This is a genomic window from Aquabacter albus, from assembly GCF_040049275.1.
In the GTDB taxonomy this organism is placed as follows: Bacteria; Pseudomonadota; Alphaproteobacteria; order Rhizobiales; family Xanthobacteraceae; genus Aquabacter.
The window spans coordinates 1-12995 of sequence record NZ_JBDZDT010000028.1 but is presented as its reverse complement, the minus strand read 5'-3'; the positions used below and the strand labels follow the sequence as shown (position 1 = coordinate 12995).

The 12995-nt window shown below is 65.2% G+C and carries 9 protein-coding genes and 1 pseudogene; 6 read left to right on the top strand and 4 right to left on the bottom strand.

Features of this window, described 5'->3' with window-relative positions; all coding sequences use genetic code 11:
* On the bottom strand, nucleotides 1-239 hold a 239-nt coding region (locus tag ABLE91_RS28760), incomplete at its 3' end, for a transposase (RefSeq protein WP_348935991.1).
* 324 nt (nucleotides 240-563) lie between these two features.
* Nucleotides 564-812: a hypothetical protein gene (locus ABLE91_RS28755; RefSeq protein WP_348935990.1), complete on the bottom strand. Its 249-nt coding sequence runs from the start codon at nucleotides 810-812 to the stop codon at nucleotides 564-566.
* 285 nt (nucleotides 813-1097) lie between these two features.
* Here ABLE91_RS28755 and ABLE91_RS28750 point away from each other — a divergent pair, with 285 nt between their 5' ends.
* Nucleotides 1098-1448, top strand: a complete 351-nt coding sequence (locus ABLE91_RS28750) for a hypothetical protein (protein ID WP_348935989.1) — start codon at nucleotides 1098-1100, stop codon at nucleotides 1446-1448.
* A 23-nt stretch (nucleotides 1449-1471) separates the two neighbouring features.
* Here the strand turns inward: ABLE91_RS28750 and ABLE91_RS28745 are convergent, their stop codons facing one another.
* On the bottom strand, nucleotides 1472-2335 hold the full coding sequence (locus ABLE91_RS28745; RefSeq protein ID WP_348935988.1) for a transglutaminase family protein: 864 nt from the start codon (nucleotides 2333-2335) through the stop codon (nucleotides 1472-1474).
* 379 nt (nucleotides 2336-2714) lie between these two features.
* Here ABLE91_RS28745 and ABLE91_RS28740 point away from each other — a divergent pair, with 379 nt between their 5' ends.
* The 5 genes from ABLE91_RS28740 to ABLE91_RS28720 all read left to right on the top strand — a co-directional run bounded on the left by ABLE91_RS28740 (nucleotide 2715) and on the right by ABLE91_RS28720 (nucleotide 12668).
* Nucleotides 2715-2927: a cold-shock protein gene (locus tag ABLE91_RS28740; RefSeq protein ID WP_348935987.1), complete on the top strand. Its 213-nt coding sequence runs from the start codon at nucleotides 2715-2717 to the stop codon at nucleotides 2925-2927.
* Nucleotides 2928-3057: 130 nt separating this feature from the next.
* Nucleotides 3058-3375, top strand: a complete 318-nt coding sequence (locus tag ABLE91_RS28735; protein ID WP_348935986.1) for a hypothetical protein — start codon at nucleotides 3058-3060, stop codon at nucleotides 3373-3375.
* Between the two features lie 12 nt (nucleotides 3376-3387).
* Nucleotides 3388-3651 carry a DUF1488 family protein gene (locus ABLE91_RS28730; protein ID WP_348935984.1) on the top strand — a complete coding sequence of 88 codons (264 nt, stop codon included), beginning with the start codon at nucleotides 3388-3390 and terminating at the stop codon, nucleotides 3649-3651.
* Between the two features lie 93 nt (nucleotides 3652-3744).
* Nucleotides 3745-3966 carry a hypothetical protein gene (locus ABLE91_RS28725; RefSeq protein WP_348935983.1) on the top strand — a complete coding sequence of 74 codons (222 nt, stop codon included), beginning with the start codon at nucleotides 3745-3747 and terminating at the stop codon, nucleotides 3964-3966.
* Nucleotides 3967-4121: 155 nt separating this feature from the next.
* Nucleotides 4122-12668, top strand: a complete 8547-nt coding sequence (locus tag ABLE91_RS28720; RefSeq protein ID WP_348935982.1) for a glycoside hydrolase family 94 protein — start codon at nucleotides 4122-4124, stop codon at nucleotides 12666-12668.
* 232 nt (nucleotides 12669-12900) lie between these two features.
* Here ABLE91_RS28720 and ABLE91_RS28715 read toward each other — a convergent pair.
* Nucleotides 12901-12995: pseudogene (locus ABLE91_RS28715) on the bottom strand (IS3 family transposase); the annotation flags it as partial.

The following is a 12995-nucleotide window of genomic DNA, read 5'->3' as shown; positions in this document are numbered from 1 at the left end:
TCGCACAGCCGCCGCTCTGAGCGGATGCCGAAGCAATAGCCGATCAGCATCCGGAGCATCAGCTCGGGATCGACCGAGGGGCGACCGGTTTCGCTGTAGAAGGGGCGCAGATGGGCCCGGATGCCGGCGAGATCGACGAACCTGTCGATGGCTCGAACAGGATGGCCCGCGGGGACGTGGCGTTCGAGGCTGAACGCGTAGAACAGCGCCTCCTGCATCACTGTCCGCTCGCCCATCATCGCCTCATCCTCCCATCACAAGGAGAACTGAATCAGGACTTCAAGCCCGCAGCAATGCCGACTTTTTTAACGGAATCCGCCAGGAGCGGATATTCGCAGCTAGTCCGAAAACGGACATTAAACGCGCGCCGGCACGTCGGTCGCGTTCGACTTAGCGGTGACGTCGGAAGCATGCTGATTCCGCATGGAACAGTGTTGCGGTGGGGGAAATACCCGTTCCCAACTGATTGGTGCGCTGAGCTTCGTGCATACCGCCGACGCGACGATGCTCCTATCTATCGTCGACAAGGAGGGCCGTTCGGATTCTGGTGACGTCCGGCAGCATCATTTGTCTTCGAACTGGACGGGGACCTGCCCTGCCTTGAACAAGACGACAGGCTCCTCGTCATAGTCCCCTGTCTCCACATCGCCGGAGGTCGAAAAGGCCACGACGCCGACGCGAACTAGCTCCAACCGCTCGGCTGTTCTTTGCGCGGCCACTGCCGATTTGCACGAAATTGGCGCATCGGCCAGCAGACGCCGGCCTTTTCCGGCGCGGAATCCCTGAACGACATAGACCGTCTCGCGCGCCATGCTGTGTCCTTCACCAACTTACGCTATTTGCGGAAGCTGTTCTTGGGTGAGCAGCCGGACTCCGGGAGGCATTCGCTACCAGCGCCTCCATCGTATTTCCATGAAATTATCCGGATAATACGCAATGTATGCATGGATTTTATTTAATATCCAGCTCATTTTTATTTATTAAAACATTCATGTACATTCGAATATAAATACATCACATTCATCGCTCAGTTAAAATGGCGCGCCTTTCGCCGCCATGACGGCGGTAATTTTTCCCGCTCCGAGAAAGATCCGGGTATGAACATTCCCTCAAACTTCGCTCCGGCCGCCTACGGCGCCGCAGCAGGAGCCATTGCGCTTGCCGTCATCGGCTTCATGTGGGGCGGCTGGGTGACCGGCGGCACCGCGGAGAAGACGGCCAAGCTGCGGGCGGACTCAGCCGTCGTGGCGGTTCTCTCGCCAATTTGCGTGAACAAGTTCCAGCAGCAGGCGAACGCGACCGAGCAGCTCGTGGAACTCAAGAAGATCAGTTCCTGGCAGCAGGGTGATTTCATCGCGAAGGGCGGCTGGGCGACCATGCCTGGAGAGACTGCGCCGAATTCAGCGGTCGCGACGGCCTGCGCCAATGCGCTAGGAGCCAAGGCTTGATGAAGAAGGCGCGAGCCGCCGCTTCATGAGGTGACGAGGACCTCCACCGACATATCCTTGAAGGCCCCATTGTCGCCGACGAAGCTGCCGGCGACGGGAATGGCCTGGCGGATGTCGCGCACGACCGCGACGGGGATGAGGTTCAGTCCGCCCATGCTGCGGTTGGTGGGATCGAACGCAATCCACCCGGCCCCCGGCACGAAGACCTCCGCCCAGGCGTGGGTGGATCCCGTGCCGAATGTCCCCTGAAGGCTTCCATTCGGATTGTACAGGTAGCCCGACACGATCCGCGCGCCGAAGCCGAGGCTGCGCGTGGCTTCGGCGAACAGGACCGCGAAATCCCGGCACGATCCCCAACCGCGATCGAGGGTTTCCACGGGCGTCTGCGTGCCTTCCTCGTCCCGGCTTTGATAGCTGATCCTCTGGGATACCCCCACACTCAGGTCCTTCAGCAGCGACAGCGTATCGGTGGGCATGCCGCGAATGAAACCCTGCGCCCAGCTTCGCAGGCTGCCGGCCGTATCCGGAAACTGCAGAACGGCCAATGCGCCAAGGTCTGTCCACTCCGCGTCGGAATAGCGGAATGGGAACGAGATGGCGGAGGCGGCAATGTCGAACACTGGCCACGCCACGCTGTCCAATTGAAGCTCCGTCCTGCTTTCAATCACCAGACGGTCCCCACCCATCTGAAAGGCGACCGTTGCGACCGCATTGCCGGAGACGTCGTGCGCCCACGTCACCGTTGCAGGAGGCGTGACGGTGACGGCGTTGGACAGCACACGCAGGTCGCGGCTTTCGCGGGGGCGCAGCATCAGGCGGTGTGGCCCGAAGGTCACCGGACGGTGGAAATTGTAGGTGGTCGCGTGGTGAATCCTGAGGTTGATCAACGGTTATTCCAGTGCAGCTGGGGCTTGACGAGAGCGCATGGCGAGCCGTGAACTGGCCACCCGCAGCATGTGAAGACGCTTCGATCCACTTATGCGCGGAGATCTGACATACATAAGCATCTCTGCCGCAGGCACCTGCAATCAATACAATTATATTTTCAGTATCACTTTTGCCCCCTCGTTTCTGTTTTCCAGGATCGAATTTAACATTGATAATTTTGCATTAATGATTATATTGAATGTGTCGATGTAAAGCATAACGATGGAAGTCTGCGCAGATTTGAATTTGCGCGAAGCTTCTGTCTTTTGCTGGAGAACGCGATTTCGACGGCCGGGTTCATTCCGGCAAGCCTTATCTTGAAATTTGAAGGGGTTTCCCATGGCTACGGGAACCGTGAAATGGTTCAACGCCCAGAAGGGCTTTGGATTTATTGCTCCCGATGAGGGGGGCAGCGATGCATTCGTCCATATCAGCGCCGTGGAGCGCTCCGGCATGGGCGAGCTGCGCGAGGGTCAGAAGGTGGGCTTCGAGCTCGTCGCCGACCGCAAAAGCGGCAAGATGTCAGCCGACAATCTCAAGGATCTGAGCTGATTTTCCAGCCGGCGGTTCCGGGTTTCCCGCACACCCGCCGGCGGCCCGCATCGCCTCATCGCGGCTGACCACGGATGTACTGGCAGCCTTGATGGAGCGACGGGGCGCCGAACAGGCGAGGAGAAACAACATGACAGTCCGGACCACCGAAACGACCGTCACGTTCGATCATCCCTTCAGACTGGGCGGTGCCGACGACCCCCTCCCCGCGGGGACCTATCGCGTGGTGATGGACGAGGAGCCGATCCTCGGTCTCTCCTTCATCGCCTATCGGCGCACCGCGACAATGCTGCACACGCCGGCCCTTTCGGCGCCGCAGGGAAGAAGCGCGAGCCTGTCCACCGACCAGGAGGAGCTTGACGGCGCCCTGGCGAAAGATCGGCAAAAGACCACCGAAAGCCGGGATGTTCCGCGCTCCGGCACCGGCAATCAGCCGGCAAGCTTATAAAGGGGAATGCAGATGTCGCTCCAGTTTCCCAACGCCAGCCGCATCTATGACAGCGTCAGGCGCTGCGTCACATTCTGGGGACACGATTCCACCTTCGAAATTGCGTTTCATGTCGATGAAGATGTCCTTCGGCGGTTCAGCCCCCATGAAGGCCGGGACGAAGCCGCGTCGCTGCGCGCCTTCGATGTGAACCGGCACCAGATCGAGCGCGCGGCCAGCGGCGTCTATGCGCGGCGGCACCAGAGTTCCCATCGACTCTCTACATCTGACTTCTAGGCCCGGTGTTCCAGGAGGCGACGCGCGGACACGCTGCTGGAATCATGATCACGCATTCGCGGGGCGTATGGCCCTCGCAGCAAAGGGGGAGCGGTGAACAAGGGAGTAAGCATCACCTTGCATCCCCTCGATGCCGACCATGTCCTTGCCAGGATAGACTGGCGTGAGCAGGACGCCGGCGGCGGATCTCTGAGCATCGAACTCGTCGTCCGCAACCGGGCGTCCGCGCCGAAAAGCGAGGCCGAGCTGGAGGCCGATGCACGGGCCCTCGCGGCGCGCTTCGCCCGCGCATTCGCCGACACCATTGCTGAATGAAAGAAGGCGGGAAGCGTACCTGCTGCCTGCCACCACCTGCGGATGGGCCTTCCCTGAAGCGCGCTGCACGGCGTGAGCCGTTGGCACTCGCAGCCCGGTCACGGCCGATCCGCCTCCGAGCGCGCGCCAAAGATAGGCGCTGCTGAAAGGTCCATTTGATTTCCCTTCTTTGGCGCGCCCTTGAGCGTGCCACGCCGGCCTCCCTGTGGAGTGACCGCAAGCCGATCCGCGATGAACTCTTCAGCGTCGAGCGGCTCGAAGAACATGCGCGCAGCCTGGCCCACGCGCAGCCCGTGGAGCCAAGGCTCACCACAGGGCACGCACTCTCCGGACGTCTCGCGGACAATGGCGCCGCCCTGCTGGACGCCTATCGTGCCATCGCCAAGGCCATCGACGAAGGCGGCGCCATAACGCCCTCGGCGGAATGGCTGATCGACAACTACCATCTGGTCGAAAAGCAGATCCGGGAGATCCGCTCGGACCTTCCACCCGGTTATTATCGCCAGCTCCCGAAACTCGCCGAAGGCCCCTTTACCGGGTATCCGCGTGTCTTCGGCGTGGCGTGGGCGTTCGTGGCCCACACCGACAGCCGCTTCGATGCCGAGATGCTCACGCGGTACCTCCGGGCCTATCAGGAGGTCCAGCCGCTGACCATCGGCGAGCTGTGGGCGGTCTCGATCACGTTGCGCATCGTGCTTGTCGAGAATCTCAGGCGCCTGGCCCGGCTGATCGTCGAGGATCGTGTCGCGCGACGGGAGGCCGATGGCCTTGCCGACAGGCTGCTCGGTGTCAGCGGTCATTCTCTCGAGCCGGTCTCCACCGTGCTCGCCTTGTATGAGCAGGCCGTGCTGCCGGATGCGCTGGCCGTCCAGCTCGTGCACCGCCTGCGCGACCAGGATCCACGGATCACCCCGGCGCTCACCTGGCTCGACCAGCGGCTGGCCGCACAGGGCGCGACCGCAGATGCCGTGGTGCGCGACGTGCAGCGCAGCCAGGGCGCGTCGAACGTGACGGTGCGCAACATCATCACCAGCCTGCGGCTGATCTCCGACGTGGACTGGAAGGAGCTTTTCGAGCGCGCCAGCCTTGTCGATGCGGCGCTCGCGGCGGGAAGCGCCTTCGAAACCATGGATTTCCCGACCCGCAATCTCTACCGCAGCGCCATCGAGGAACTGGGGCGCGGCTCGGGCTGCACCGAACTCGACGTGGCAACTAAAGCCATCCGAGCAGCGAAATGCGCCCGCGCGTCGGGAGACACCTGCCAGGCAGACCTGCGCCAGGCAGACCCGGGCTACCATCTTCTGTCCGGTGGGCGTCCCGCCTTCGAGGCGGAAATCGGATTCCAGCTGCCGTTGAGCAATGTATCGGCACGCCTGAACCGAGCCTTCGGCATCGTCGGCTACGCCGCCGCGGTCCTCTGCACGGCCGGGGTGCTGCTGGCATTGCCCATCGCCGTTCTTGCGTCGATGGGCCTTGGCGCACCGTTCCTCGTCGTTCTGGCGATCCTGGGCGTGATTCCGGCCATCGATGCGGCGGTCGCAGTGGTCAACCGCGCCGTTTCCGTCGGCTTCGGCGCCATCGCCCTGCCCGCTCTGGAGCTTCGCGACGGCGTGCCGTCCCACCTGCGCACGCTGGTGGCGGTGCCCACGCTCCTGACCACGCTCTCCTCCGTCGAAGAGCAGGTCGAGCAGCTGGAAATCCACCATCTCGCGAGTCCCGAAGGCGATCTGCACTTCGCGCTGCTTTCCGACTGGACCGATGCCGAGACCGGGCACGTTCCAGGCGATGAGGTGCTCGTCGCAGCGGCGCAGGCGGGCATCGACCGTCTCAATGAACGCTACGGGCCCGCGCCCGGCGGCGCCCGTTTCCTGCTGCTCCATCGCCGGCGCGTCTGGAACGAGGGAGAAGGCCGGTGGATGGGCTGGGAGCGCAAGCGCGGCAAGCTGCACGAGCTGAACCGCTTGCTACGCGGTGCCACGGACACCGCCTTCCACGAGACCCCCGTCGAGATCCCTGCGGACGTCCGCTATGTGGTGACGCTGGATGCCGACACGCGGCTGCCGCGCGACACGGTCCGCCGGCTCATCGGCAAGATGGCCCATCCCCTGAACCGCGCGCGCTTCGATGCGGCGGCGGGACGGGTGGTCGAGGGCTACGGCGTCCTCCAGCCGCGCGTGACGCCCTCGCTGCCGGTGGGCCGTGAGGGCTCGCTGTTCCAGCGCACCTTTTCCAGCATGAGCGGTATCGACGCTTATGGCTCGGCGGTGTCCGACGTCTACCAGGACCTGTCCGGTGAAGGCTCCTACGCCGGAAAGGGCATTTACGACGTCGATGCCTTCGAGGCTTCGCTCGCCGGCCGCGTGCCGGATTCCACTTTGCTCAGCCATGATCTGTTCGAGGGTGTGTTCGCGCGCGCGGGCCTCGCCTCCGATGTGGAGGTGGTGGAGGAATTTCCCGCCCGCTACGACGTCAGCGCCATGCGTCGCCATCGCTGGGCGCGGGGAGACTGGCAGCTTCTGCCCTGGATCCTGGGACGCGGCCCCCTGCCCGCCGGAGCCGATCCGGCCTATGGTGCCATTCCGGTGATGGGGCGCTGGAAGATGCTGGACAACCTGCGGCGCAGCCTCTCGGGGCCGTGCGCCGTCGCTGCCCTCGTCTTCGGGTGGACGCTGCCGTGGACCGCCGCCCTCGTCTGGACTGCGTTCGTGGTCGTCACCCTTGCGCTGCCGAACATCATCCCGGTCATCGCCGCCATCCTGCCCCGTCATGGAAGCATCACCCCCGCCAGCCACCTGCGCGCGCTCCTGGGCGATCTTCGCCTCGCGCTGCTCCAGTCCGTGCTCACGCTCATGTTCCTGGCCCACGAGGCATGGCTGATGGGTGACGCCATCGTGCGCACCCTGTGGCGGCTGTTGGTGACGCGGAAGCATCTTCTGGAGTGGGTTCCTGCCGCGCAGGCGAGCCTGTCGCGGCGCCTCGATCTTGCCGGCTCTTATCGCCGGATGGCCGGCGCCCTCGCCATCGCGGCCTTGGCGCTCATCGTCGCAGCGATCGCCGGGCACGGCGCCTGGCCGCTGGCGGGTGTCTTCGCCGCCCTGTGGATCGCGTCGCCAGCGGTGGCACGCTGGATCAGCCTTCCCCCACAAACCGCCAGTCGGCAGCACGTTTCGGATGCCGAGGCCCGTACCCTGCGGCTTACCGCCCGGCGGACGTGGCGCTTCTTCGAAAGCTTTGTCACCCCGGCGGACAACATGCTTCCGCCGGACAATTTCCAGGAAGATCCGGAGCCGGTGATCGCCCACCGGACGTCGCCCACCAATCTCGGCCTCTATCTGCTCTCGGTCGCGAGCGCCCGCGATTTCGGATGGATCGGCACGCGCGAAGCGGTGGACCGGCTGGAAGCGACGCTCGCGACCATGGGCGGCCTCGCCCGTTTCCGCGGCCATTTCTACAATTGGTACGAAACGCGCGACCTGCGCCCGCTGGACCCGAAATACGTCTCCACCGTGGACAGCGGAAACCTCGCGGGCCATCTCATCGCACTCGCCGGTGCACTGCGGGAATGGCGCACGTCCATGCCCCATACGGCGGCACGCGGGTCCGGAATTGCCGATGCCCTCGATTTGGCGCGGGAGGAGGCCGCCCTTCTCAACGACGGTCGCCGCACGCAGACGGTCACCCTGCGCCAGCTCGACGATGCGCTGGCTGCGCTCATCCTCACCGCGCGCGCTCCTTTAGGAGACGATCTGCCGGCGCATTTCCACATGCTCGCTGCCGAGGCGGGCACGGTGATCGACATGGCCCGCGCGCTCGCAACGGAGCGTGGTGATGCGGCGGGCGGAGACATGCTGTTCTGGGCCGAGGCCAGCCTTAACGCCATCGACACGCATCGCCGCGACCTCTCCGGCGACACGGATGCACAAACCGCCCTGGCGGCGCGCCTCGCAGTCCTCGAAGACACTGCCCGATCCATGGCGCTGGCGATGGAATTCGGCTTCCTCCTGGACCGCGAGCGCAATCTCCTGTCCATCGGCTTCCTGGCACCCGAAGGCACGCTCGACCCCAATTGCTACGATCTCCTGGCATCGGAAGCACGGCTCGCGAGTTTCTTCGCCATAGCCAAGGGCGATATCCCGGCCCGCCACTGGTTCCGCCTCGGCCGCTCGGTGACGCCGGTCGCGCATGGCGCCGCCCTGATCTCGTGGTCCGGCTCCATGTTCGAATATCTGATGCCGTCCCTCATCATGCGCGCGCCGGCGGGCAGCCTCCTCGACCAGACCAACCGCCTGATCGTGCGGCGCCAGATCGACTATGCGGCGACGCTGGACCTGCCTTGGGGCATTTCGGAATCCGCCTACAACGCCCGCAACCTGGAATTCACCTACCAATATTCCAATTTCGGCGTGCCGGGCCTCGGGCTGAAGCGTGGGCTGGGCGAAAGCCGTGTCATCGCGCCCTATGCGACCGCACTCGCCAGCATGGCCGACCCGCAGGCCGCCTGCGCCAACCTCGCCCGCCTCACAGGGATCGGAGCCCGCGGCCGCTATGGCTTCTATGAAGCCCTGGACTACACGCCAAGCCGCCTTCCGGAAGGCGAGAGTCTCGCCATCGTTCGCGCCTTCATGGCGCACCACCAGGGCATGACCATCGTCGCCATTGCCGACACCCTGCTGGGCGGCGCCATGCGCACCCGCTTCCATTCTGAGCCCATGGTCCAGGCGACCGAGTTGCTTCTACAGGAGCGCACACCGCGCGACGTCGCGGTGGTGCGTCCCTGGTCGACCGAGGTGAAGTCCGGCGCCCGCGCCCGCGAGCTGGAACCCACCGGCAGCCGGCGCTTCACCTCCGCCCAACAGCCGACACCGGCGACGCATCTGCTCTCCAACGGACGCTACGCCGCCATGATCACGGCGGCCGGCTCCGGCTACAGCCGCTGGAACGGCTTTGCCGTCACGCGGTGGCGCGAGGATGCCACATGCGATGATTTCGGATCCTACATGTTCGTCAGGGACGTGCGCAGCGGGGATGTCTGGTCCGCCGGCTTCCAGCCGAGCGGCATCGAGCCCGATGCCTACCATGTCGCCTTCCATGAGGACCGAGCCGAATTCGCCCGCCGCGACGGCAGCATCGAGACCACCTTGGATGTCCTCGTTTCCGCGGAGGACGACGCCGAAGTGCGCCGTGTGTCCATCTTCAATTCCGGCAATCGCGTGCGGGAATTGGAGATCACCTCCTATGCCGAACTGACGCTGGCGCCCCAGGCTTCCGATATTGCCCACCCGGCCTTCTCCAAGCTGTTCGTGGAAACGGAGTATCTGGCCGACATCGGCGCCATCCTGGCCACGCGGCGGCGGCGGGCGCCATCGGAGCCCGAAATCTGGGCCGCGCATTTCAGCGTGCTGGATGGGGAAGCCGTAAGCCGCGTGGAGGTCGAGACCGACCGGGCCCGCTTCCTCGGCCGCGGCCACGATATCCGCACTCCCATCGCGGTGATCGACGGGCGCACCCTCTCGAACACGGTGGGCATCGTGCTCGACCCGATCTTCGCCCTGCGGCGGCGCGTGCGGATCGAGCCCGGCGCTGTGGCACGCATCGCCTTCTGGACCATGGCCGCCGCGACCCGCGAGGCGCTGCTGGATGGCATCGACAGGCATCGTGACACCAATGCCTACGGGCGCGCGGCCACCCTCGCCTGGACCCAGGCCCAGGTGGAGCTTCACCATCTGGGCATCTCGGCGGGCGATGCGGCGCTTTACCAGCGCCTCGCGGGCTACGCCCTCTATGCCGCGCCGACGCTGCGCCCGGCATCCCAGACAATCCTGCGCGGCTGTGGGCCGCAATCCGGCCTCTGGGCGCAGAGCATCTCCGGCGACCTGCCGATCGTGCTGCTGCGCATTGCCGACCTGGAGAATCTCGACCTCGCCCACGAACTGCTGAAGGCCCACGAATATTGGCGCATGAAGCGGCTTGCGGTGGATCTCGTGATCCTGAACGAGCGCCAGTCCTCCTATGTGCAGGACCTCCAGATCGCATTGGAAACGCTGGTCCGTACCAGCCAGTCGCGCCCAGAGGTCGAAGTGGGCGGCCCGGCCGGGCGCGTGTTCGTGCTGCGGGCCGATCTCATGCCGGCGGAGACGGGGCTGCTGCTGTCCTCCGCCGCCCGCGTCGTGCTGGTGGCCCAGCGCGGTAGCCTTGCGGAGCAACTCGACCGGATCGTCGAGGGGACGGTTCCCACGAAACGGCATCCCAAGCGCCCCACGGTCGCCGCGGAGCCGCCCCCATCCTCCCCGGAACTGGAATTCTTCAACGGGCTCGGCGGCTTCGCCGACGATGGGCGCGAATATGTGACGATCCTCGGCCCAGGCCAGTCCACGCCCGCCCCGTGGATCAACGTCATCGCCAATCCTGACTTCGGCTTCCAGGTGGCGACGGAAGGCAGCGGCTACACCTGGTCCCTGAACAGCCGGGAAAACCAGATCACGCCCTGGTCGAACGATCCCGTCACCGACCGGGTGGGGGAAGCCTTCTATCTCCGCGACGACGACAGCGGCGCCGTGTGGACGCCCACGGCGCTCCCCATCCGCGACGAGACCGCCACCTATGTGGCCCGCCATGGCCGGGGCTACAGCGCCTTCGCCCATTCGGCCCACGGCATCGCCGCCGACCTCGTCCAGTTCGTGCCGGTCGAGGGTTCCATCAAGATATCGCGCCTCACCTTGCGCAACCTGTCAAACCGCCCCCGGCGCCTCTCCCTGAGCACCTATGCGGAATGGGTGCTCGGCCAGTCGCGCTCCGCCACCGCCCCCTTCGTGGCGACGGCCATCGACGCCGACACCGGCGCCATGTTCGCCCTCAATCCCTGGAACGCGGACTTCGGGTCTCGTATCGCCTTCCTGGACATGGCCGGGCAGCAAGCGGACTGGACCGGCGACCGCCGGGAATTCATCGGCCGCAACGGGACCCTGGCCGATCCGGTGGCGCTCCGGAGTGCCACACCCCTATCCAACGCCGTTGGCGCTGGCCTCGACCCGTGCGGCGCCATGCGCGCGGAAGTAGAGCTGCCGCCGCATGGCAGCGCCGAGATCGTCGTATTCCTCGGTGAGGCGGCGGACGCGCAAGGTGCGCGCGACCTGATCCGCCAATACCGCGCCGCCGATCTCGATGCAGTCCTCACCGAGGTGACCCGCAATTGGGACCATATCCTGGGCGCGGTGGAGGTCCACACTCCGGACCGTGCCATGGACATCATGCTGAACGGCTGGCTGCTCTATCAGACCCTGGCCTGCCGGGTCTGGGCGCGCTCCGCTTTCTACCAGGCGAGTGGTGCCTACGGCTTCCGCGACCAGATCCAGGACGGCATGGCGCTCGCCGCGATCCGCCCGGACATGACGCGCGCCCATCTGCTGCGCGCGGCAGCGCGACAGTTCGTCGAAGGTGACGTCCAGCATTGGTGGCTGCCCCATTCCGGACGGGGTGTGCGCACGCGCATTTCGGACGACCGCGCGTGGCTCGCCTATGCCACCGCCCATTATGTGACCGTGAGCGCGGATGCCGGCATCCTCGATGAACAGGTGCCTTTCCTGGAGGGTCAGAAGCTCGCTCCGGGCGAGCACGAGAACTTCTTTCCCCCCGGCATCTCCGATGAGACCGCGCCCCTGTTCGAGCATTGCGCCCGGGCGCTGGACAGGAGCCTGGCACTGGGTGGCCACGGCTTGCCGCTGATCGGGACAGGCGACTGGAACGACGGCATGAACCGCGTGGGGGAACGCGGGGATGGCGAGAGCGTCTGGCTGGGCTGGTTCCTGCACGCGGCCCTGATGGACTTCGCCCCGCTCGCGGAGGCGCGCGGCGAGACAGAACGCGCGGCCAGGTGGCGGGCCCATGCGGCCGACCTTCAGGCGGCCCTCGAACGTGAGGCCTGGGACGGCGACTGGTATCGGCGCGGCTTCTTCGATGATGGCGCCCCGCTCGGCTCCGCCGTGAGCGAGGAATGCCGCATCGATTCCATCGCACAATCCTGGGCCGTGCTGTCGGGCGCCGCGGAGCCAGGCCGGGCCGTCCGCGCCATGGCGTCGGTCGAGCGGGAACTGATCCGGCCGGGAGACGGCCTTGCCCTCCTGTTCACGCCGCCGTTCGATAAGACGACGCTCGATCCAGGCTACATCAAGGGCTATCCGCCGGGGATCCGGGAGAATGGTGGCCAGTACACCCATGCGGCTCTCTGGTCCGTGATGGCGTTCGCGGCGCTGGGAGAGGGCGACAAAGCGACGGCGCTGTTCTCGATGCTCAACCCCATCAACCATGCCCGCAGCCGCTCGGATGTCCTGCGCTACAAGGTGGAACCCTATGTCCTCGCCGCCGACATCTATGCCGAGCCGCCCCACGCCGGGCGCGGCGGCTGGACCTGGTATACCGGCTCCGCCGGCTGGATGCAGCGGGCGGGCATCGAAAGCATCCTCGGACTACGGATGCGCGGGACCGTATTACATCTGGACCCGTGCATTCCCCGATCCTGGCCCCAGTTCGAGATGACGATCCGCCATGGTTCGGCGCACTATCGCATCAGCGTCGAGAACCCCTCCGGGGTGAGCCGCGGCATCGTCTCCGCTGAAATGGACGGGATCGCGATCGGGGTGGGTCCGCTGCTTGTCCATCTGGAAGCCGGTGCCGGAGTTCATTCCGTCACAGTGAGACTTGGATGAAGATCGCCCCCGGAGCGTCACCGTCCGACCAGATTGTGTCTATCACCCGCAGCGTAAGCAATGCGCCAGAAAGAGAACATTCGTAACGTCGTGAATGGGTCAGAGGCACCCGAAACCACTCGATCGTCGGCTTCAAATGTCAGATCTCCGTTTGCTCCGATAAGCTCAAAGCCTCGTCGACTTCGATTCCGAGATACCGCACTGGCCTGCCGCCGGTTTTGTGGACACCAGGTTAAGCTAATTTAGCTCGCTCCTCGAACTCGATCGGGCTCAGATAGCCTAGCGTCGAGTGCCTGCGTCGGCGATTGTAGAAGCGCTCGATGTAGT

Bases quoted from the DNA above. Each gene is read 5' to 3' on its own strand.
- ABLE91_RS28755 (WP_348935990.1), bottom strand. From the start codon at position 812: ATGGCGCGCGAGACGGTCTATGTCGTTCAGGGATTCCGCGCCGGAAAA.
- ABLE91_RS28750 (WP_348935989.1), top strand. From the start codon at position 1,098: ATGAACATTCCCTCAAACTTCGCTCCGGCCGCCTACGGCGCCGCAGCA.
- ABLE91_RS28740 (WP_348935987.1), top strand. From the start codon at position 2,715: ATGGCTACGGGAACCGTGAAATGGTTCAACGCCCAGAAGGGCTTTGGA.
- ABLE91_RS28735 (WP_348935986.1), top strand. From the start codon at position 3,058: ATGACAGTCCGGACCACCGAAACGACCGTCACGTTCGATCATCCCTTC.
- ABLE91_RS28730 (WP_348935984.1), top strand. From the start codon at position 3,388: ATGTCGCTCCAGTTTCCCAACGCCAGCCGCATCTATGACAGCGTCAGG.